Genomic DNA, 21,626 nt, shown 5'->3' with positions numbered 1-21,626 from the left:
GTGGACAGTCAGCTGCGTAGCCGGAGGAAGGATTGGTCGATTCCGAGGACAGGAGCGAAAAGCTTGCCGCAGGAATCGACCATCCCCCCAGGACGTGGCAGTGGTGAAGGTGGTCGTGAAAGACACCATGAATGACAACCAAATGACAGGTAGCTCCCGCCGGATTCGGAGGGAGTTTGACGAGACGTACAAACGCAATGCGGTGCAGCTGACGCTGAAGGGAGATCGATCGATTCGGCAAGTCGCTGAGCAACTGGATATCCGAGACAGCCTGCTGCATGCATGGAGGCGGCAGTATGCCCCGACGCCATCAAGCGCCTCGGGAGTGAAGGGCGGTATGACGCCCGAGCAAAAGGATGAGGAAATCATCAGGCTGCGGGCCGAGAACGCCCGTTTGCGGGAGAGGGAGATCATCCTAAAAAAATCACTGGGCATCCTCTCCGAAACGCCTGAGAGAAGTATGCCCGGATCAAGGCGATGACGGGCGAGCACTCAATCAGCCAACTGTGCGCCGTAGTGGGCGTGTCGCGAAGCGGATATCACCGATGGTTGACCAGCCCCGTCACTGAGCGACAGAGGGAAGATGCCGCATTGGCCACGCGCATCATCGCGTCGCATCGCGCGAGTCGGGGAAACTACGTGTTCCGCGTCACGGTGTTTCAGGAACGTTTTTTCGTGATAAATGCGGCACGGGAGTAGAGCTGTTTGCGGGTGCTCCGGGTGGAGCGTGACGTGATGGAAAAGCGACGCGGTGTGACGCCACGTTGATCGCGGCGGAGATCAAAACAGCGACAGCTGGCGGTCGGCGGCGGGCTGGCGTTGGCGCTGCCGCGTTGCGTGGAGCAGCCGATGAGCGGCCGCGAGCAATGCGAGGTGGTGGCGTCCCGCCGGACCGTCAGGGCGGCGAGCGAGGGTGAGGCGAGATTTGATCGAGGGCGTTTCGGATGTGTTTGAGTTCAGCGTCGAGTTCGTCGCCGGATGCTGGAACCAATCCCCGGACGCATTTGAGCAGATACGCCGGAAAGTATGGGCCGCACGGGCGGGATCACCGTGCGCGGCGATGTCGTCGAGGCGGTCGGTGATCAGCGTGGTGTAGCGGGCCGAGGCACGTGTGAGCGCGCGGTGCTCCAGCCAGGTCGCCGGCCAGCCCAGCGCGTAAAGCAGCATGCGCCGGTCGCGATGGAAGGTGCGCGCCTGGCTTGGGCATAGAAGCGGCGGATTTCCTCGAGCAGGGCAGGTACGACGGACGTGGGGGCTGGCCGGTTGCATGGTGCCTCACGACGGACGGATTCGCGCCAGCCACGGCAGCGCATCGAGGGCGAACTGGACATCCGCGGTGGTGACAACGCGCCGGTTCGCCAGGGCTGCCTGCTCCATGGCGCGCTGCAAAGGGCGTTGAGCGTGCGCGGCAGCCCCTGTCCTGATTGCAGCAGCAGGGTTTCGGCGGCCGGCCCAAGCGGGCTGGAGGATGCCGACCTCGGCCGTGCGCTCGCAGGTACTCGAAAACTTCTCCGCGGGCCAGGGGGGCAGATGAAGGCAGAAGCCCAGCCGCGACACCGTGGCGCGTCTGGTATCTCAGTTCCAGTGCGACCGAAGCAGATCCTCGTCCCCGCAGAGGATCAGGAGAACGGCGGGGCCGCGTCGGTGCGGGCGCAGGTGAGCAGGCGCAGTTCTTCCAGTGCGCCACGGACAGATCCTGCGCCTCCTCGATGACGAGCACCGGCCACACCGGAGCCCACTCCTGCCACAGTTCGCTCAGCAGGCCGACGTTGTCGCCCTTGCGGTACTTCGGCTCCCGGCCACCGAGTTTCACCAGGTGACGCAGCAGATCGGAGTGGGCCAGCGAGCCGTGCGTCATCCGCACGAAGCGATACTGCTTGGGGCTCAACCGTTCGCTCCAGCGGTGCAACAGGGTGCTTTTCCCCACGCCATTGGGCCCGTGAAGGACACCGCTGGCGCGCACAACGGCCAGTTGGTCGAGTCGTCGGTACGCCTCCTGCCAGGCGGGGTGGGCAAGGACCACCCCGCCGTCGGCCATCCCCGGCCATCGGCTGGCACCCCACAGCGTCTTGAGCGCCAGGTCCAGCGCCGGGGCTTCAGTGGGTTTCGCGCTCATAGTCGTTGGTCACGAAGGGGATTTTCGCGTTGCGGTGCTTGTCACAGCGCACCGCCAGCCTGATGAACCGCCTTCGCCCAGCCAGACCTCCACCCGCCAGGGCTCACCGGATCGAAACGCACCGTGATGAGCTGCCCGCGCAGATGCGCCGCCACCTCCCAAAGGCCCGCTTCCAGCGAGAAGGTCGCATCCTTGCGCACCCGCCGCTCCACCCGCATGAAGAACAAGCGGTCGAGTGGCGCGTTCGCATCCAGCAGCCTCAACGCCGTGCCCAGCCGTGCGAAGCGCTGCGCCGGTGCCTCGCCGGCCAGGGCCGAGTGCACGTGTTGATGGTACCCGCTCTCCAGCCACCGCCAGAACCGCCGGTTCAATTCGTCGATGGAGTGCACCGGCGTGAACACCAGCGGCGGGAGGAACTGGGTCTGCACCGTGGAAAAGAACCGCTCGATCTTGCCCTTCGACCAGCTGTGGTACGGCTTCGCGTGGATCAGGCGGATGCCGAGGTTCGCACACACGACCGCCAGATGCTGGCTGCGGAACGCCGCTCCATTGTCCGTGTAGAGTTTCTCCGGCAGCCCGCGGGTCTGGAGCGCCCGCCGCAGCGCATCCAGGAAACCCTCCAGGCGTTCGTGCTCGTAAAACTGCCCGTGCACGCACAGCCGCGAGCAGTCGTCGAGCAGCGCGAACAAATACGTGCGCTGCGCCCCTGCATTCCCCCCGGTCCTCAGCGTCGGCCCGTGCATGCAGTCGGCCATCCACAATAGATTCGGCAGCGGCAGTTCGAAGGCCTTCGTCGGCCCCCCGCTAAGACCCGAACCGGCCCGCACGCTGCGCCGGTCCAATCCCGCCTCCACCAGCCGCCTCCGCAGCGTGCTTTCGCTCACACTGCCGCGCTCCAGGATCCCCTGCCGCACCAACTCCTCCGCCAGGGCTTTGAGTGTCAGGCCCGGATGCTCCCGCCTCAGTCTGCACAACGCCTCCACCGCGGCCGAATCCATCGCCTTCGATTTTCCCGGTCACAACGCCTTTGACTGTGCAGCGCGGCAAACACCGTGCCTGTAGTCGTAGTACCAGTCCTCGATCGTCGCGGCCGAATACAGCTGCCTGTCCCAGGCCTGCTGCGCGGCCTGTTGCGCTGCCGCATCAACGGCAGTCCGTTCCGGACCGCCTGCATCACCGCCTGAACGGCGGCGAAGCGCGCCAGCGCCCTCGCTTCCCGTGATTCCTCTTCCGAAGGAGATTTTCACCGAAAGCGTTTCACCGCCCGGTTCACGATCGCGATATTTTCGTTGTGTGGGCTGCTACTCCTTCACGTTCGAACCCGGTCTCTCCGGCCAACCGTGGTGTTCACCACACCCCGCTGGCTGATGGCACTGGTACTGCCGAAACAGGGTTGTCCTGAACTCGGCTACCAGTCGGCGTGCGGCGGAGGTCAATCCACCGCACGCCGCTTTCAGCCAGGGCCACATCGCCCTGCTGCTCGCCGGAGGTGCACGGCCCAAGCCGCATCCCACCCGCCGCCAAAGCCCGTCGCGTAGCCAAGCATCCGCCGACGATAGTCCTCCAGCACCGACAGCCACCGCTGCACTTCCCTTCGCCAGAACTCCTCGAGAAACGCTTCAAACGTCGAAACCTGCAACCAGCCGGTACGACAACGCGAATCCCGGCAGGCTCACCGTACCCCTGCACGCTGCGCAGATGAATCGATGCCACCAGCACCCAGCAGCCCTGCCCCGCCACCCTGTCACGCCACGACTGTAAAATCCATGCCGTTGCAACCGACCCTTTCCACACCGCGGACACAATCCTTCACCACGCACCTGCCGATGGGCCTCCGTCCTCGATGTATTGCTCAGGACCCAGCGCCGTGGGTGGATCCGCTGCATTCCCCAACCTCTTAATCCTCCTCTCCCTCTTACGCCCTCTTCACCCCAACCCCGCCACGCTCCAAACCCGATCCTTCAGACCACTGTCGCTCCCACCCTGACCAAATCCACTCCCGTCTTCAGGAAACTCCGTGACGCGGGACACTACGGAGCGCCCCGCAGCGTCGCCGATCTCAAGGAGGAAGGTGTGCGCACGAGCAGACGCCGCTGCACGCGTCTGATGCGAGAGCAGGGCATCCTCGATGCGTGGAGTCGCAGGGCTGTTGGATGGGCTTGTGCTCCGACGATGGTCGCGAACAGATCGGCGTCCAAGTCGAGCGGCGTTGGATCGCCCGCATACATCCGTCGCGCCCGGCGCATCAACACTCCCGCCACTTCGGCGAACAGGCGCCAGTCGCGATGCTCGTTCGCGTAAGCCAGATTGCAGCGTTTCACCGTGCCGCGAATTCCGGCATGATAAAGCAACCCTCGACGCGCATTCAAACAGACCTCGATGTCGCGCAGGCTCTCGCGATAGGTGAGCTGTGCGAAGACCATCGTGGCAAAGTGATCGTAAGCGGAAAGCGCCGGAGTGTCGCGACGCATTGGATATCGCGAGGAGCAACGCGAAAACTCTTTCCCGCTGATGCCTGCGAGCACTTGGGCCAGAGCGGTTTTGCCGGTATTCATCCGCGAAATAGCGGATCACTTGGCCCCAGAAATCAAATCGATGACACATCAAAATCATCGTTAATCGCTATTCTCAAATGTCTTAGAAACGCCAGAATCACCCTAATTCAGACAGCCGTGGGATCAGCCCCTAATGTTTGTGGTTAACGGAGGAACCAAGCTCGGAAAGATTGAGAATCGAGCAACCCCACTTCCGCAGCTGTGCTTGTCGGCTCACGACTTGCCAGACCGGCATTGGCCTGATGAATCCTGCCTGCGCGCCTGATTCGGATTCGCATGAAACCCAAGCTTTAAGCGGAATGTGGCGTGGCGCACTGAGACCTCCCGCCGAATGCAGGAGATGGACACCGGGAGGAAGATGGCCCAAGCAGATTTCGAACGGCGCATCGGGCTTAACGAGAGCTCACCGCCATGCCGGGCGGTTACGCGTCTGTGCTGTCCGCGCGCACCTGCGAATTCGTTTTCGGGCCTGAAAGGTAGGCGGGGCGGGGCAGGCCTAGGCGGCGGGCGAGAAAAAAGCGGCCGGCGACTCCGAGGCATCCGAATCCGTAAATGGTGCTGCGTCGGAAATTGATGGAGGATGCTTCAGCGAAATATTTTGTCGGGCAGCTGACTTCGCCGATCATGCAGCCGTGCCAAAGCGCCTGGGCGATGAACTGGTTGTCGAAAATGAAGTCGTTGGAAAGTCCGTCGAGACTCATCCTTTCGAGCAGCGAGCGTGAGTAGGCGCGGTAACCGGTGTGATATTCGGAGAGTTTCGCCCCCATCAATAGATTCTGCGCGGCGGTCAGGAAGCGGTTCGAGAAGTATTTCCACCAGGGCATGCCGCCTTTGAGGGCAAAGCCTCCCAATATGCGAGAGCCGACCACAAAATCATGAAGCCCGTTCGCTATCATACTGGCCATCGCCGGGATCAGTTTCGGCGTATATTGATAGTCGGGGTGAACCATGATGATGATATCGGCGCCCTTTTCCAGCGCGAGGCGGTAGCAGGTTTTCTGGTTGCCGCCGTAGCCCAGATTTCTGTCGTGAACGTGCACCGTCACTCCCGGCAGCGAGCGGGCCAAAGCCACCGTCGCGTCGCGGCTTCGGTCGTCGACCAAAACTATGTCGTCGACGATTCCCTGATCGACCACTTCGTCATAAGTTGCCCGCAACGTGCGCTCTGCGTTGTAGGCCGGCATGACAACCGCAACTCGCTTATTTTTGTACATTAATCCTTATAAAAGGAAGGCCTGTCGCAGTTGAGCTGGGTGCGGTGCGAAAGGGCGTTGTTGGCACTGATGTGTCTCGTCACCATGAAGCGTGGAGGTCAGTTTCGCGCAGGACCTTTGCGCGATGGGTCGTATCTTAAGTGCATTTTGCATGGGAATATCGACTCAATTCTGGCTGCCAGAAGGGTGAACTGGATCTCTGGGCACGCTTATGTGGGGAGCTACTTGCGAAACAAGTGGAGCTCTGGTCTCCTTACTTCCGAATGAGCACCCTTTTCCGCTGTGGCTAGAGGCAATTTCCGTGGGACGATCGTCTCGATCGGTTTGTTGGTGAGCTTCCTGACTATGGTGGTTTGGTCCGCCTTGAAAGGACTTCAGGAGCCGGGCCCTGGACAAACCAAACGGGTTCATCGGTCGGAAGCGTCTGTGAACTCACGGAACGGCACCACCGCCGATTCCGAGAAGATGGTCAGTTTTGAAGGAGCTGCTGCACCTGCTGTCGGGAACGCTCCGCCGCCGGATTTCCGCGGCAATGCCTTGTTTGCCTACGTCAGCCCGCCGATCGACGCCGCGGAGATTGAAGCGAAGCTGGATGCGGCTACCGATCGCGTTCACTACCTAGCGCTGAATCGCGAACTCTTGCTGGGAAAACGATCTCCAGCCTGGATGCCCCCGGGGACCGGTCGGTTTTCATTGCCCATGCCCGACGGATCGGTGGTCACCATGCGTGTAGCCCGCGCTGAAAGCCTCGGGCCCCGGCGATTTGTCGTCAGCGGAGATATCGAGGGGCGCGACCAAAGCCGGGTACTGATTGCGGTGAACGAGGACGCTGTTTCCGCGCAGATCCTCGATCCGGCGCTCGGCGAGTATCAGTTGCGATCGATTGCCAGTGCGGAGGGTCCGCTCGGACAGATTTGGAAGGTTGATCCGGCCCGGCTGGGTGAGTGTGGAGGACAGGTGGTGTCCAATATGGAAGGGATCGCAATGCAGTCACTTTCTGCTGGAGGTGAAAAAGACCTGAGTGGCGATGAGGTCCGTTCTGCGCTTGCGCCGATGGCGTTGGATTCCGCCGGCGGAGTAAAGGTGCGCCTCCTGTTTCTTTATACGACCGCCGTGAAAAAGTCGTATGGCGTCGACCAGGTTGGCAGCATCGTCGATCTGACGATCGCCGGCACGAACGCCGATTTCTCCAGCAGCCAGATTCCTGTCAGAATTGAACTCGCCTCGGCGAATGAGGTGGCGTTGGACGAATCCAGTGTCAGCTACTCGGCGACACTGGGCTCGCTCAGGGGGACGACCGATGGGGTGCTTGATCAGATTCATGCGTTGCGGGATCAGGTGGCGGCCGATCTGGTATCGCTGGGGATCGAGGCCGGAGACACTGGCGGATCCGCGGGCATAGCCTATCTCATGGATGAACCACAGTCCCTCACGAACTGTTACTATGGTTTCTCGGTTGTTCGATTCGGATCGATGAACTCGTCGCACGTGCTGTCGCACGAACTGGGGCACAATTTCGGCTGTGCTCACGATCGTGAGAATGCCAAGGGACCGGGAGCCTTTCCGTACAGCTATGGCTACCGCTTTTTTGCCCAGGACAGCACGGGGCAGAATCGCCAGTTTCGCGACATCATGGCATATGCACCGGGCTCGCGGGTGCCTTATTTTTCCAATCCTAACCTGGTGCTTTCCAATCTGAACACCGGAAGCTCGACTGGAATCTTGCGCGAACCGGTGGCGCTGGGAATCCCAGCCGGCCTGCCGGGCGAGTCCGACAATGCGCGAACAGTTCGGCAAACGGCCTTTTCGGTGGCTAACTATCGGGCATCCCCTCAGATTCCGTACTCGGCGGGCACACTGATCAACGTTTCCACGCGCGCCCTCGTGGGAACGGGATCGCGCCAACTCATCGGGGGTTTTGTCATCACGGGAAGCGCGGACAAGGCTGTCCTCGTGCGGGCTGCGGGACCTTCGCTGATTCCATTTGGGGTCAGCGGCGCGTTGCTTGATCCGATTCTGCGGCTTTACCGTCAGGGCGAGACGACTCCGTTTGCGGTCAACGACAATTGGGGCGATCAACCCGCTGCCGAACAGACGCGGCGGGCCGGTTTCCCCTTCGCGGCCGGTGGTCGGGATTCCGCCTTGTTCTGCATCCTCCCGCCAGGAGGCTACACCGCCAATATTGAGGGCGTGGGCGGAGCGACGGGCACCGCGCTCGTGGAGGCCTATGAAATCGACGGGGTGGGAGGTACGCGCCTGATCAACCTCTCCACCCGTGCCTATGCGGACACGGACAATCCCATCATCGCCGGCTTTGTCATCAATCCCGATCCCGGATCGCCATCCTTCACAAAACGGATTCTCATCCGAACGCTCGGTCAGACGCTCTTGAACTTCGGTGTGTCCGACGGGATGCCGGATCCGAAAATGTGGCTCCATGACTCCCGCGGAGAATTGCTCCTTGAGAATGACGACTGGGATTCCCGCAATACTCGTCTGACGAACGGTCCTGTCCTGGTTCGCGGAACGGTTGACCAGTATTCCGAGCAGATGGTTTTTGACGCAATCAAGTCCCTGGGCATTCCGGAAATGAAGCCCGTGGAGCCCGCGATGATTGTTGATCTGCCACCTGGCGGTTACACGGTTGTAGTCCGGCCGTTCGAAGATCTATCGACGAACCAAGCCGCCCGTCCGGGTGTGGGGCTTGTTGAAGTCTATGAGTTGCAGCCACGCTGAGATGGCGGGTGCATTTATTCCGGGTGCGGCGTTGTGGCACACTTCGAGGGAGAATGACGCGATGGCGTGACAGACTGCCACTCTTGCCGGACTTCCTTCGCAGGAGCGGGTGGTGGAACGGGGAATGCAGAGGGCAATCATAAAATCATGGACCCTTCCACGCTCACCACGATGTCGCGTCAGGCGCTGACTGACGCCCAGTCCGAGGCTCGCCGCCGTTCAAACAATGAAGTCGACACCTGGCACCTGCTCTTTGCGCTTTTAACGCAGGAAAAGGGGATTGTACCGGCGTTGATCGAAAAGACGGGCCTCACCACGAGTGCGCTCGAACTGGCGGCCGCGCGCGAACTTGACCGGCTTCCGAAGGTCAGCGGCAGCGTTGACACCTCGAAGATCTACGTCACCCAGGCTGTGAACGACGCGCTGACGCGGGCCGAGGCCGAGGCAAAGAAACTGAAGGATGAGTTTGTTTCCGTTGAGCATCTATTCCTGGGACTCGTGGAGGTGGCCAAGCCCGAGTCCTTCGCAAAGTACCTCAAGTCCTTTGGCCTCGATCGCGCCAAGGTGCTGAATGCGCTGAAGGAGATTCGCGGAAATCAGCGTGTGACTTCGGACAATCCGGAAGCGACCTATGCGGCGCTGGAGAAGTATGGCATCGACCTCGTCGCTCAGGCGAGAAAGGGAAAGCTCGATCCGGTGATCGGGCGCGACGACGAGATTCGCCGGACCGTCCGCATCCTGTCGCGCCGGACAAAGAACAACCCCGTGCTGATCGGCGAACCTGGCGTGGGGAAGACCGCGATTGTCGAAGGTCTGGCCCAGCGGATCGTGCGCGGTGACGTGCCGGAGGGTCTCAAGGACAAGACGATCTTCTCGCTCGACATGGGCGCGCTGATCGCCGGCGCGAAGTATCGCGGCGAATTTGAGGAGAGGCTCAAGGCGGTGCTGTCCGAGGTGAAGCAGAGCGACGGTCGCATCATTCTTTTCGTCGACGAACTGCACACCATCGTCGGAGCTGGGAAGACGGAGGGTGCCATGGACGCCGGGAACCTGCTCAAGCCGATGCTCGCCCGAGGCGAGCTGCACTGCATCGGCGCGACGACGCTCGACGAGTACCGGCAGCACATCGAGAAGGATGCGGCGCTTGAACGCCGGTTTCAGCCCGTGCTGGTGGAACCGCCGTCGGTGGAGGACGCGATTTCGATCCTCCGCGGCCTGCGCGAGCGGTTTGAACTGCACCATGGCGTGCGCATCCAGGACAACGCCCTCGTTTCGGCGGTCACGCTTTCCAACCGGTACATTTCAGACCGCTTCCTGCCGGACAAGGCGATCGACCTTGTCGACGAGGCCTGCGCGATGATCCGCACGGAAATGGACAGCGCGCCGCAGGAACTCGACGCGTTGCAGCGCCGTGTGCTTCAACTCGAGATCGAGGAGGCGGCGTTGAAGCTGGAGAAGGATGAAGGCTCGCGACACCGGCTCGATGCGCTTCGCAGGGAGCTCGCGGATGCGCGCACCCAGGCGTCCGCCCTGCGTGCGAAATGGGAGAAGGAGAAGGCGTCGGTCGAGCGCGTCCGCAAGGTGCGCGAGGAAATCGACGCGGCCCGAGTGGAAGTGGAAAAGGCGGAGCGTGCCTATGACCTCAACAAGCTCGCGGAGCTTCGCCATGGACGCATTCCGCAACTGGAGGCGGAACTCAAGAAGCTGGAGAAGGCCGAGGCCAAGACGGAGCTCTTCAAGGAGGAGGTCTCGTCCGAAGAAGTGGCTGAAATCGTGGCCAAGTGGTCCGGCGTGCCGGTCTCCCGCCTGGTCGAGGGAGAGAAGGAGAAACTGCTTCGCCTGGGCGACGAGCTGCATGAACGCGTGATCGGGCAGGAGGAGGCGGTGCAGTTGACGAGCGATGCCATCCTGCGTGCGCGCGCGGGCATAAAGGATCCGCGCCGGCCGGTCGGCAGCTTCCTGTTCCTCGGACCGACGGGTGTCGGCAAAACCGAGCTCGCAAAGACGCTTGCGGAAACCCTCTTCGACAGCGAAGCCGCGATGATCCGGATAGACATGTCCGAATACATGGAAAAGCACAGTGTCGCGCGCATGATCGGCGCCCCTCCCGGCTACGTCGGCTATGATGAGGGCGGGCAGCTGACCGAGGCGGTGCGGCGCAAGCCCTACGCGGTCGTGCTTTTCGACGAGGTCGAAAAGGCGCATCCGGATGTATTCAATGTTCTGCTACAAGTGCTTGATGACGGACGCGTCACAGACTCGCAGGGACGCACGGTGGATTTCAAGAACACGATCATCATCATGACGTCGAACATCGGCTCGCGCTTCCTGCTGGACGGCGTGACCGGCAGCACGATTCCCGAAAGCGTGCGCGAAAGCGTCATGGCGGAGCTGCGCAAGGCGTTCCGGCCGGAATTCCTGAACCGCATCGACGAGACGATTCTGTTCAAGCCGCTCACGCTGGAGGAGATCACGACAATCGTTGACCTGCTGCTGGCCGACCTGAACAAGCGCCTGGCCGATCGCCGTGTAACGGTCGCGCTCGACGAGAAGGCGAAGGCCTGGGTCGGCGAGAAGGGCTACGATCCGGTATTCGGCGCGCGACCATTGAGACGTTTCCTGCAGCGCAACATTGAGACCAAGCTAGCCCGCGCCCTTATTGCCGGCGAGGTGAGAGAGGGCGGCGAGGTTAGGTTCAAGGTCAAGGACGACGAACTGGTGATGGCATGATCAATCCAGTTTCGACGGCTATCCATTGAGGCCGCGTCCGAGATGGTCGAACAGCCGGCGGAAGTTGCGCTCGATCACGCCTGACAGCGAGGCGACGGACATGCCGCGGAGTTCTGCAAGGGCGGCATAAGCGACCTCGATGTTTGCGGGGTGGATGGGCGCCGGCTCATTCGGTTGCGCGGGCAGGGCGTGCTTGCGGTGGCTTTCAGGAAACGGCATCGCGGGTGCGTCGGTTTCGACGAGCAGTCGTTCGAGCGGAATGCTCGCAAAGACGTCGCGCACAGCGGCGTGCCTTGGAGCAAGGAAATATCCGTTGAAGGAGAAGTATGCCCCAAGTTCGAGGAAGACTTTCACCCGATCGGGGGGACCGGAGAATGCATGAAGGAGAAACCCGGTTGAAGGCCGGTGGGAATGACTGAGAATCTGCTCGATCCGGTTCCACGCGTGAAGGCAGTGAATTGTCGGCGGGCGCTTGAGTTCTGTTGAAAGCTCAAGCTGGGCGATGAATGCAGCCTCCTGCGCTTCCAGTGAGGCGCGCTCAAGGCCTGTCAGACGCGCATCGTCAGCGCGCGCTGAGTCGAGGATCCATCGATCCAGGCCGATTTCGCCCACGACGGCCGTACCGTCCGCGAGGAGAAACGCGCGGAGTTCGTCCAGCCAACCTTCGCGTGCGTTGCCCACATGCCAGGGGTGGAGCCCAAAAGCCGGCCGGATCCATTCGCATTGGCGCGCGAGTGCGGCGACCGCCGGCCAGTCATTGCGTGAGGTTCCATTGCAGACCGCCTCGACGAGCCCGTGGCTCGGCAATGTCTTCGACAGGACCGGCCAGTGGTTCCTGAGGCACGAATCCTGCAGATGGACATGGGCGTCGAAGTATCTCACGGAGTTGAGGACGATGCAGCGGCGGCAAGCTGCCGGATCCTTCGACGCACAGCGGCAAGGCCATTGATGCGCGTCGATGAAAGATTTCTTGAGAGTCCAAGCAGGGAAACAGGATCGATCGATTCCGCGGACCGGGCAACGTCGGCAGTGGATTCACCCGAGAAGAATCGGCATGTCAGATGGACAAGTCCGCGAACCAGGGGGGAATCACTGTCGCCTTGGAAAGTGCAGGCATCCCCGTCGGTCCGGATGATCAGCCAGACCTCCGACTGACATCCCGCGACGCGGTTTTCATCAATGCGAAACTCTGCGGACAACGGCGGAGCGTTGCGACCGTTGTCCACCACCGCGCCCAGGCGCTCCTGCGGATCCTCGATGATCAGGAAGTCATCGAGCATCGTTTGCTGGCGAATGGAGGGTTCCATGGATGGGCCAGATTGGTCCCATCGGAGCGCTGCGGCAAGCGACACCCTGTGAAGCTTGCGTCCCGCATCAATTGCACGCACGTTGGGCTGCTCAATTCTCATGCGATTGTCGTTGTTTTGCGGACTTGGATTGCTGGCCGTTTTCCCACCTGCAGGAGGCGGCGCCCAAACCGCGCCGGGGGTGGAGGCGCCTTTGGTGCCCGCTCAAGTGGTCCAGTTTCCGGAGGCGGGCAGGGCGGCGCTGCATGACCTGGCTGGCTGGCGTGCGCTGGGTCTGGGCCTGCCGTCGGTGGCCATCGAGGTTTTCCGTGCGCAACTCGCGGAAATCCAGCCTGATGCGGTTGAGCGGAGGAACGACATTGCGCTCCAACTGGCCACCGCGCTTCTGGATGATGGTCGGGCGGCGGATGTTGAGGACGCATTGCGCACGTTTGCCGGGCCGCCGACGGATGGCTATCACCTCAGGCTGGCGCTTGCCTGCATCGTGCTGAAGCGGGCGGACGAGGCGCGTCGCGAGCTGAGGGCGGTGAACGAGGATGGCCTGGATCGCATTGATCGCGGCTGGTTCCATTTTGCGCAGGGACAGATTGCCGGAGATGCGAAGGCGGGCGCCTTTTATCAGCAGGCGCTGGCGCTGGCGGTGACGGATCTGCAGCGCGCGCGATTCACCCTCGCATTGCGGGAGATTGATCTGATTTCCGGAGTGTTTACAGAATCGGCGCTGGCGGAAATGCGTTCGCGGCTTCAGCGCAGTCCGGGTACGGCGGCCGGCTACATTGCCATGCGTCAGATTGCGGTTGCGCTCAATGGTCTTGGACGGCGGAACGAGGCTGTGGATTTTCTGCGGCAGCACATCCAGGCGCTGCCGATAGAGGAAAAGGGTGTGGCTGATGATCTGCAGCTGCTGCTTGGACTGATCGCGGGTGCCGGCGATCCGGTGGGGAGGAACGCGCTGATGCAGCTGCTCGCGTCGTCGGGCGATCGGGAGAAGCAGCGGGTGGCATTGCTGCTGCTTGCGAGAGATGCGAGGCAGACTGGCTTTCGAGGTGAGCTTGACCGGCTGATCGGTTCCGCAACGCCGCATCCCATACTCGAGGAACTGCTCCTGCAGCGCGCCGAGTTGAATCTTGCGGACAAGCGTTACCGGGATGCCGAGGCGGATGCGAAGCGAATGCTGGAGGCATTTCCCGGGTCGCGGCTCAAGCCGCACGCGCTGGGCATTCTTGTCAAGGTCGCGTGGGAGTATCCGCAGTATCGCCGGGCGGCGGACTATGCATCCCAGGCGCGCGCAGCGTTGTCGGGACCGGAAATGGCCGTCGTACGGGCGGAACTCGGCGTGCTTATCGCCGAAGCCTATTTCCGTGCGCCTGACTATCGGCTGGCAGCCGATGCCTACGCGACCGCTCTCGAGGACGTGCCGCCGGAAGTCAATCCGGGTGCGCTGATTTTTCAGAGAATCTATTCAGAGATTGAGTCCGCGCAGTTGAACCCGGAACGGCTGAACGCCGCGGCCGCGCTACTTGATGAGGCGGTGAAGGATCCACGACTGGACGAAACCAACCGCTGGCAGGCTGAGTGGAATCTTGCGAGGGCGATGCGCGCTGCGGGAGAAGTGTCGACCCGGGCGGCCTACAATCGTGTCGATCATCTGCTCAAGAGTTCGACAGTCACCGCGGGATCGGGGCTCCCCGAGGATCTTCGTGTGCGGATGGCCTGGCTGCGCGCGCGATTGTCGCTCGAGGTGGGCGAACCCAGTCAAACCCTCGTTTTTGTGGACGAGCTGCTGGGCAGCCTGGACGGGGTCGATCCCGCGTTGAGGACTGAGATAGCAAGCACGGCGCGTCTTGTGGAGGCGGACGCCCATTTTCACCTCCAGGGACAGGAAGCGCAGGGGTTGGAGATCCTGCGCAAGCTGCGAACGGACTTTCCACAGAGTGATGCCGCCGTGGAGTCGTACCTGCTTGAAGCCGAGCGCGCGGCGAATCAGAACCGGTATGTCGATGCGCAAAGCCTGCTGGTTAAACTGAGGGATGACTTCCCGAAGCACCGCTACGCGCCGTTCGCGCTTTTTCAGGCGGCCTTGTATGCGGAAAAGCGGGGGCAGGACACCTATTACCACGAGGCCTACCGGCTGCTTGAGGATCTGCTGAAGGCCTATCCGGACAGCGATCTGGTGTTCTACGCGCGGCTCAAGCAGGGCGACCTCCTCCGTTTGTTGAATGAGTTCAATCCCGCGCAGCAGATCTACGAGCTTCTGGTGAACAATTTTCCGCGGCATCCGGATGTACTTTACGCTTATCTGGCGCTGGCCGCAGCGCACAACGCTCAGGCGAACGGGAGTTCACTTGCGCAGGGTCAGCTGAGCAACCATGCCGAGGCGGCGCTTGCGATTTACGAGCGACTCGTTGACCAGGCCGAGGCCGGCCCGGAACTTCGCATCGAGGCGGGGTACAATCTCGGGCTGCTGCTGGTGAGGCGGGGCAATGCGGAGTCGAAGCGCCGCGCGGAAGTTGTGTGGTGGCAGCAGGTGGTCACGCCATTCCTTCTGGATGAGCACAGGGCCGCACAATTGACGGGTGGCGGGCGCTATTTCCTCTCCCGCACGCTCCTTGGGCTTGGCGAACTCCTGGAGACTGACGGCAAACTTGAGCAGGCCCGTGAAGCGTACATGCTGATGGTCGACCGCCACCTGCCGGGCGAAAGCATTGCAAGCGGCAGACTCGCCCGTTTTGGCGTCGAGGTGGAGCCTGCGACCACTCCCGCCAAGGTTGATTGAGAAGCCACCTGCGCCTTCATTTATCCGATCCTGAACCATGACCTTCGACTTTTCGTTTTTTTCCCGCGGCGGACCGATGATGTATGTCATCCTGCTGATGGCTGTCATCGGCGTGGTGCTTTTTGTTGAAAGGACGCTTTTCCTTCACCGGGGGCAGATCAGGTCCACCGCATTTGTCGACGGAGTGCGCAACATTCTGGCGAAGCGCAGACTGATTGAAGCCATGACAGTTTGCGAGGAAACGCCCGGACCGGTGGCTGCGGTCGTGAAGGCCGCCCTGCTGCACGCCAATGCGGATGAGGCGAGATTGCGCTACGCGGTTCAGGAGGCCGCTTTGGTGGAGATTCCCGTTCTTGAGCGCCGGCTCGGATTCATCGCGGCGCTGGCGCAGATAGCACCGTTGGTTGGAATACTGGGAACTTTGCTGGGCATGATCACCACTTTCATGAAGTTCATGGAAGGCGGCCAGTATGCGACGGCCAATGCGCTCGCGACCGGCATGTGGCAGGCACTCATCTGCGCGGTTGGGAGTTTGATGGTGGGGATTCCCGCGCAACTTGCCTATCATTTCCTGACGGGGCGCGTGCGTGCGCTTGTGCGCGATGTCGAGTGGGCGGCAAATGACATCATGAAGTACCTGCTGACCGAGTACCGGGCGACAGTTTGAGCGCACTGGATCAAGGCTACGACATGGTCACCCGCCCCCTCGATCTTCTCTCCCGAGTGCGAAAACCGTCGACCGGCGTCGAGTGGCTGCACTTCGTCAACGCGGGACTCACCTGCCTGTTTTTTGCGATATTTGGCTCCCGCTTTGTGATATCTCCTGGAATTGTCGTGTCGAATCAATCGCACGATGGTCGGTTCAGGCTACCAGTTGTGTCGCAGGCGATTCACCTTGGGGCCGCCACGTCGATTGTCATAAGCGTCGCGGGACCGGACCTCGTCTTTACTGAGGACGGGAAGTACACGTTTGCGGAAATCCGGCAATGGCTCCTCGACAAGGGCCGGCAGCACCCCGGGGCGCGTCTGCTTTTGAGAACAGACACGGGTCTGGCATTGGGGGATTTTACGGAAATAGTCAGTGCGGCGGACAAGGCTGGTCTTGTAATCTTGCTGGCCGCCGAGCCAACGGCAGGCGCGCGGTCAGGCTCCGTCATGTCGCTGGATCCTCAGAATCGGTCGAAATGAACGAAGAGGCGCCAAACGCTTCGAATGGAGATCGACGCACTGCGCATGGTGGTGAACGCCGTCGCCGGGGCCTGCGGGTGATGGGATGGTTTGGATTAGGGGGCGGATTGATGCTGATCTTTGTCGTTGTGCTTTCGCTGATCAGATTCCCCGATTCGAATCCTCCTGCGCTGGCAAGGCGCGACAAGGTCGGCATGAGCGTGGGATTGAGCCAGACGATGAAGGCCGAGGTTGATCTGTTTGATCCGACGCCCCTTTTTCTGCCCACCATAAACAACGCGGGATTCGCAATCCGACCACGAACACTGCAGATGGCCTCCCAAGGCAATCTTTCGAGCTATCCTCCCAAGCTCTTCAATCTGCCGGAGCGCATTGAACTTCATTTTCCCGAGGTCATCAACCTGCCAAAATCCCCTCCTGACGGGCTGCATGTGGGGAGGGAGCCCAATCCCTATCGTGCAATTGGCCAGGAAGACAGGAATTTTGCTCCTTTGTCGGATCGATTGGGGTATCTGGAAATTGTGCCAGCCGGCGGTGGCGTTCCCCTGGCTATGATACTTTCGAAGAGGCCGGGCGCGCCGGAAGGAGACTGGCGGCCGATGGAATGGATGGCGATCATTGACCGCAAGGGTTTGATGGGAAGCCTCGCGTTGGTGATCAGTTCAGGGGAGGACGAGTGCGACGGTTACTTCAGGAATTACCTGACGGAACGACTGCGGATGGGAATTGGATTGAGACCGGGCACCTATCGCCTGCGATTGGGACCTTGAGCGTTGAATGGCTGCATTTTAACGAAACAGGAAAGATTGCAGTTGACGATGTCCCAACCGAAGCGCACTTTTCGCGCTCTTTTCGTTTTTTGACCCACAGTCTTTTGGTCTGCCCAGATAGCTCAGTTGGCAGAGCACGTCCTTGGTAAGGACGAGGTCGCCGGTTCAAATCCGGTTCTGGGCTCCAGGTCAAACGCTAAGAGACGTCGGATTCCCTAAAGGCGACGTAAAATCCAAGGGTCATCAAGCACTTACAATTCCATTCATATAACTCGCGCCCATTCTTATGGCTAAAGGTACATTCGAACGCAAAAAGCCCCACGTTAACGTCGGCACGATCGGCCACGTCGACCACGGCAAAACCACCACGACCACGGCCATTCTGGCAGTTCAGGCCAGCAAAGGTCTCGCCGAGGTTAAATCCTACGCGGATATTGCGAAGGGTGGCACCGTGCGCGATGCATCCAAGATCGTCACCATTTCCGTCGCTCACGTCGAATATGAGACGCCAAAGCGGCACTATGCGCACGTTGATTGCCCGGGCCACGCGGACTTCGTGAAGAACATGATCACGGGAGCGGCGCAGATGGATGGAGCCATTTTGGTTGTGTCGGCTGCCGACGGTCCGATGCCGCAGACCCGCGAGCACATCCTTCTCGCCCGTCAGGTGGGTGTTCCAAAGATCGTTGTCTGGCTGAACAAGGTCGATTTGATCGACGACAAGGAGCTTCTCGATCTCGTGGAGATGGAAATTCGCGAGCTGCTCAGCAAGTACCAATTCGATGGTGACAATGCGCGCATTGTCCGCGGTTCCGCCACGGCGGCCCTCGAAGGCAAGCCCGAGGGCATTGCCCAGATCACCGAGCTCATGGACGCGATCGATGCCGAGATTCCCGAGCCCGTTCGTGAAACCGACAAGCCTTTCCTCATGTCCGTGGAGGACGTCTTCTCGATCACTGGTCGCGGCACGGTTGCGACGGGTCGCATTGAGCGCGGCATCGTCAAGATCAACGACACGGTTGAGATTGTCGGACTTCGTGACACGACCAGCACGGTAGTCACCGGTATTGAAATGTTCCGCAAGCTGCTCGACAGCGGCCAGGCGGGCGACAACGTTGGCATTCTTCTCCGCGGAGTTGAAAAGGAAGGCATTGAGCGCGGTCAGGTGCTCGCCGCTCCGAAGTCCATCACGCCGCACAAGAAGGCCAAGGCTGAGATCTACGTGCTCACCAAGGAAGAGGGCGGTCGCCACACCCCGTTCTTCAACGGCTATCGTCCGCAGTTCTATTTCCGCACGACGGATGTGACCGGCATTGTCAATCTCCCGACTGGTGTTGAAATGATCATGCCGGGGGACAATGTCAGCGTCGAGATTGACCTCATTGTTCCGATTGCGATGGAAAAGACGCAGCGATTTGCGATCCGCGAAGGCGGACGCACTATCGGTGCGGGCCGTATCACTGAAATCATCGCCTGATCGTTTCCGATTGAAGTCCCAACTCTCATGCCGAGGCTCCCTGCCGGGCCTCGGCTGCATCGTCTAAAAATACTATCCACAGGGGTGTAGCTCAATTGGTAGAGTAGCGGTCTCCAAAACCGTTGGTTGGGGGTTCGATTCCCTCCGCCCCTGCCACCAATCCTTCATGAAAAATCCGTTTGGCACAGTGCGCATCTTCTTCGGGGAGATGATCGACGAGCTCAAGAAAGCCGCCTGGCCGACCAAGACGGAGCTCAGGGACTCCACGATTGTGGTCATTCTTGCCACTGTGTTGCTGGGTGTCTTCACAAGCATAAGCGACTTTGCGCTGCTGCAAGTGGTTGACCTCATTACTTCCTGGGTGAGCTAGAATCGACATGGCATCCTCCACATCAGCTCCCGTTGGCTCCCAGTGGTTCGCCCTTCACACGCTTTCCGGCCAGGAGGGGAAGGTGAAGCTCTACATAGAGAAGTTCAAGAAGGCCGAGGAACTGGATGACTACATATTCGAGGTTCTGCTGCCGACCGAGATCGTCTCTGAAGTAAAGGGTGGGAAGAAGACCACAAAGACCCGCAAGCTGTATCCTGGCTACGTTTTCATCCAGATGCGCTTGTACGGTGAGGACGGCAAGGTCATCAACAAGCCATGGTACTTCGTCAAGGAGGTTGGCGGGGTGATCGGTTTTGTGGGTGGCGAGCGCCCGGCGGCGTTGCGCGAGGAGGAAATAACAGAAATCCGTGCGCGCATCGAGGCGGCTTCCGGCAAGGAAGTCCCCAAGGTGCAATACGAGGTTGGTGAAGAGGTCAAGGTGACTGACGGCGCATTCTCCAATCTCACCGGGCGCATTGACGAAATCGATCCCGAACGCGGCAAGCTCAAGATTTCCGTTTCCATTTTCGGCCGCTTCACACCTGTCGAACTCGAGTACTGGCAGGTTCAACGAATGACCGAATAAGGCAATTTTCACGCACTTCAATCATGGCCAAGAAGATCCAAGGTTACGTTCGCCTACAACTCCCCGCCGGAGCCGCAAATCCGGCGCCGCCGGTCGGTCCCGCACTCGGCGCGCAGGGTGTCAATATCATGGCGTTTTGCAAGGAGTTCAACGCGCGCACGAAGGACCAGAATGGGATGATCCTCCCGGTGGTGATCACTGTCTATTCTGACAAGAGCTTCACCTTCATTCTCAAATCCCCTCCCGCTTCCGTTCTGCTCAAGAAGGCGGCGAACATCGCATCGGGTTCCGCCAAGCCCAACCAGGACAAGGTGGGCAAGGTCACCCGCAAGCAGCTCGCCGAAATCTACAGGCTCAAGGCGAAGGACATGAACGCGAAGGACGAGGAGTCTGGAATCAAGGTCATTGCCGGCACCGCCCGCAACATGGGCATTGATGTCGTCGACTGATCTGCAACTCAATCTGGCGGAACTCGTTTTCGCCGTACTCAAAACCATCCATGCGGGAGTCCCCATTGGACGCTTGAACCGCGAGGAGAAAAAATGCCTGCCAAAAAAAGCAAACGATATCGGGGCGCCCAACAGGCCGCCGATCTGACGAAGGAGTACGCGCTCAAGGAAGCCGTGGACATCCTTCAGAAATTCCCCAAGGCGAAGTTTGACGAGACTGTCGAACTTTCCTTTCGCCTCGGCGTCGACCCGACAGCGGGAGACCAGATGATCCGTGGAACCACGCCACTGCCAAACGGGTCCGGCAAGAAAGTGCGCGTCCTTGTTTTCACGGACAACGCCAAGGCGGCGCTTGATGCAGGCGCTGATCATGCGGGTCTTCAGGACATGATGGCCAAGATCAACGAGGGCTGGCTGGACTTCGATGTCGCCATCGCGACCACCGAGGCCATGAAGACCGTGCGAACGATCGCCCGGGTTCTCGGCCCCAAGGGCCTGATGCCGAATCCCAAGTCCGGCACTGTCACCGACGATATTGCAGGAGGAATCAAGGCGGTGAAGGCTGGGCGCGTCGAGTTCAAGATGGACAAGGCCGCCAACATTGGGGTTGGCGTCGGCAAGCGGTCTTTTAGCGCTGAGCAGATCCTTGAGAACGCGGCGGCCGTCATCGATGCGGTTGGCAAGGCCAAGCCTGCGGCCTTCAAGGGCGTATACATCAAGAACGTGGCGCTGTCGTCATCACAGAGCCCTTCAGTCCGCCTCGCCACGACGGAGTATTCCAAGTTCTAAGCGGAGACCGATCCTATCATGAGAGCAGAAAAACAATACCTCATTTCAGAGGTCGAGTCGCACCTCAAGAAGAGCGACTACGTGATCCTCGCCAATTTCTCCAAGGTCACCGTGGCGGATGTCGCTGAACTCCGGTCCCAGCTCGCGACTGAGAAGGCCGAATATCATGTCGTCAAGAACAGCTCGCTGCGTGTCGCTGCCAAGGCGCTCGGCCTGCCTGAGATCGAAAGCAGTCTGTCCGGTCCCACGGCGGTTGTCGTGGGTGGCAAGAACCCGGCAGGCGTCGCAAAGGTCCTCAAGAGGTTCTTCGACGAGAAAAAGAAGCTTGAGGTCAAGGTTGGCGTCATCGACCGCAAGATCATCTCGGCTGGAGAGCTGGAGCAGATTGCTGAACTGCCGCCATTCGACGTGCTGCGCGCACAATTGCTCGGTCTCTTCACGAGCACCGCGGCATCCTTCGTTCGCGTGTTGGATGCCAGGGTCAAGAAGGAGTCTCCGGCTGCCGCTTCCTGAAAAACAATCATCAACCGATAAACTTTTCGCCGCCAAGGCGTGCAAGCGCC

The 21,626-nt window shown here is 60.6% G+C and carries 20 protein-coding genes and 2 tRNA genes; 15 read left to right on the top strand and 7 right to left on the bottom strand.

Annotated elements, in window-relative coordinates:
* The first annotated feature begins 127 nt into the window (after positions 1–127).
* On the top strand, positions 128–481 hold the full coding sequence (locus tag HS122_03905; GenBank protein MBE7537538.1) for a transposase: 354 nt from the start codon (positions 128–130) through the stop codon (positions 479–481).
* A 564-nt stretch (positions 482–1,045) separates the two neighbouring features.
* On the opposite strand, the gene HS122_03900 is transcribed toward HS122_03905, so the two are convergent.
* The 5 genes from HS122_03900 to HS122_03880 all read right to left on the bottom strand — a co-directional run bounded on the left by HS122_03900 (position 1,046) and on the right by HS122_03880 (position 5,885).
* Positions 1,046–2,116, bottom strand: coding sequence for an AAA family ATPase (locus tag HS122_03900; GenBank protein ID MBE7537537.1), 1,071 nt, complete (start codon positions 2,114–2,116; stop codon positions 1,046–1,048).
* Positions 2,117–2,157: 41 nt separating this feature from the next.
* Positions 2,158–3,114, bottom strand: a complete 957-nt coding sequence (locus HS122_03895) for a DDE-type integrase/transposase/recombinase (protein MBE7537536.1) — start codon at positions 3,112–3,114, stop codon at positions 2,158–2,160.
* A gap of 18 nt (positions 3,115–3,132) precedes the next feature.
* Entirely contained in the window at positions 3,133–3,363 is a 231-nt protein-coding gene (locus HS122_03890; GenBank protein MBE7537535.1) for a hypothetical protein, read from the bottom strand.
* Between the two features lie 783 nt (positions 3,364–4,146).
* Complete coding sequence (locus tag HS122_03885; GenBank protein ID MBE7537534.1) at positions 4,147–4,671, bottom strand: DUF4372 domain-containing protein; 525 nt, start codon at positions 4,669–4,671, stop codon at positions 4,147–4,149.
* Positions 4,672–5,093: 422 nt separating this feature from the next.
* Positions 5,094–5,885, bottom strand: coding sequence for a glycosyltransferase family 2 protein (locus HS122_03880; GenBank protein ID MBE7537533.1), 792 nt, complete (start codon positions 5,883–5,885; stop codon positions 5,094–5,096).
* A gap of 426 nt (positions 5,886–6,311) precedes the next feature.
* Here HS122_03880 and HS122_03875 point away from each other — a divergent pair, with 426 nt between their 5' ends.
* Together HS122_03875 and clpB are read left to right on the top strand one after the other, a co-directional pair.
* A complete protein-coding gene (locus tag HS122_03875; GenBank protein MBE7537532.1) occupies positions 6,312–8,621 on the top strand; it encodes a hypothetical protein in 2,310 nt (769 codons plus the stop codon).
* Positions 8,622–8,768: 147 nt separating this feature from the next.
* A complete protein-coding gene (gene clpB, locus HS122_03870) occupies positions 8,769–11,351 on the top strand; it encodes an ATP-dependent chaperone ClpB (protein ID MBE7537531.1) in 2,583 nt (860 codons plus the stop codon).
* Between the two features lie 18 nt (positions 11,352–11,369).
* Here clpB and HS122_03865 read toward each other — a convergent pair whose 3' ends face one another.
* Both HS122_03865 and HS122_03860 read right to left on the bottom strand, forming a co-directional pair.
* Positions 11,370–12,233 (bottom strand): TatD family hydrolase, encoded by an 864-nt coding sequence (locus tag HS122_03865; protein MBE7537530.1) that lies wholly within the window; start codon positions 12,231–12,233, stop codon positions 11,370–11,372.
* Positions 12,230–12,658: a SufE family protein gene (locus HS122_03860; protein ID MBE7537529.1), complete on the bottom strand. Its 429-nt coding sequence runs from the start codon at positions 12,656–12,658 to the stop codon at positions 12,230–12,232. The genes HS122_03865 and HS122_03860 overlap by 4 nt, the downstream gene beginning before the upstream one ends.
* 100 nt (positions 12,659–12,758) lie before the next feature.
* On the opposite strand from HS122_03860, the gene HS122_03855 reads away from it, so the two are divergent.
* From HS122_03855 to HS122_03800, 12 genes are all read left to right on the top strand, one after another.
* Positions 12,759–15,434 (top strand): tetratricopeptide repeat protein, encoded by a 2,676-nt coding sequence (locus tag HS122_03855; protein ID MBE7537528.1) that lies wholly within the window; start codon positions 12,759–12,761, stop codon positions 15,432–15,434.
* Positions 15,435–15,471: 37 nt separating this feature from the next.
* Positions 15,472–16,101, top strand: coding sequence for a MotA/TolQ/ExbB proton channel family protein (locus tag HS122_03850; protein MBE7537527.1), 630 nt, complete (start codon positions 15,472–15,474; stop codon positions 16,099–16,101).
* A 23-nt stretch (positions 16,102–16,124) separates the two neighbouring features.
* Entirely contained in the window at positions 16,125–16,622 is a 498-nt protein-coding gene (locus tag HS122_03845) for a hypothetical protein (protein ID MBE7537526.1), read from the top strand.
* Positions 16,623–16,732: 110 nt separating this feature from the next.
* A complete protein-coding gene (locus tag HS122_03840; GenBank protein MBE7537525.1) occupies positions 16,733–17,392 on the top strand; it encodes a hypothetical protein in 660 nt (219 codons plus the stop codon).
* Positions 17,393–17,503: 111 nt separating this feature from the next.
* Positions 17,504–17,579 (top strand) — tRNA-Thr (locus tag HS122_03835).
* Positions 17,580–17,678: 99 nt separating this feature from the next.
* Positions 17,679–18,869: an elongation factor Tu gene (gene tuf, locus HS122_03830; GenBank protein MBE7537524.1), complete on the top strand. Its 1,191-nt coding sequence runs from the start codon at positions 17,679–17,681 to the stop codon at positions 18,867–18,869.
* An 80-nt stretch (positions 18,870–18,949) separates the two neighbouring features.
* Positions 18,950–19,025 (top strand) — tRNA-Trp (locus HS122_03825).
* A 10-nt stretch (positions 19,026–19,035) separates the two neighbouring features.
* Positions 19,036–19,239, top strand: coding sequence for a preprotein translocase subunit SecE (secE, locus tag HS122_03820; GenBank protein MBE7537523.1), 204 nt, complete (start codon positions 19,036–19,038; stop codon positions 19,237–19,239).
* Positions 19,240–19,246: 7 nt separating this feature from the next.
* Positions 19,247–19,825 carry a transcription termination/antitermination factor NusG gene (gene nusG, locus HS122_03815; GenBank protein MBE7537522.1) on the top strand — a complete coding sequence of 193 codons (579 nt, stop codon included), beginning with the start codon at positions 19,247–19,249 and terminating at the stop codon, positions 19,823–19,825.
* Positions 19,826–19,848: 23 nt separating this feature from the next.
* Positions 19,849–20,274 carry a 50S ribosomal protein L11 gene (rplK, locus tag HS122_03810; protein ID MBE7537521.1) on the top strand — a complete coding sequence of 142 codons (426 nt, stop codon included), beginning with the start codon at positions 19,849–19,851 and terminating at the stop codon, positions 20,272–20,274.
* 93 nt (positions 20,275–20,367) lie between these two features.
* A complete protein-coding gene (locus HS122_03805) occupies positions 20,368–21,063 on the top strand; it encodes a 50S ribosomal protein L1 (GenBank protein ID MBE7537520.1) in 696 nt (231 codons plus the stop codon).
* Between the two features lie 18 nt (positions 21,064–21,081).
* On the top strand, positions 21,082–21,576 hold the full coding sequence (locus HS122_03800; protein MBE7537519.1) for a 50S ribosomal protein L10: 495 nt from the start codon (positions 21,082–21,084) through the stop codon (positions 21,574–21,576).
* The last annotated feature ends 50 nt before the right edge of the window (positions 21,577–21,626 follow it).

The organism is Opitutaceae bacterium, from assembly GCA_015075305.1.
In the GTDB taxonomy this organism is placed as follows: domain Bacteria; phylum Verrucomicrobiota; class Verrucomicrobiia; order Opitutales; family Opitutaceae; genus UBA6669.
Note: the sequence above shows the minus strand (reverse complement) of the source record. Positions and strands in the feature narration are given on the sequence as shown.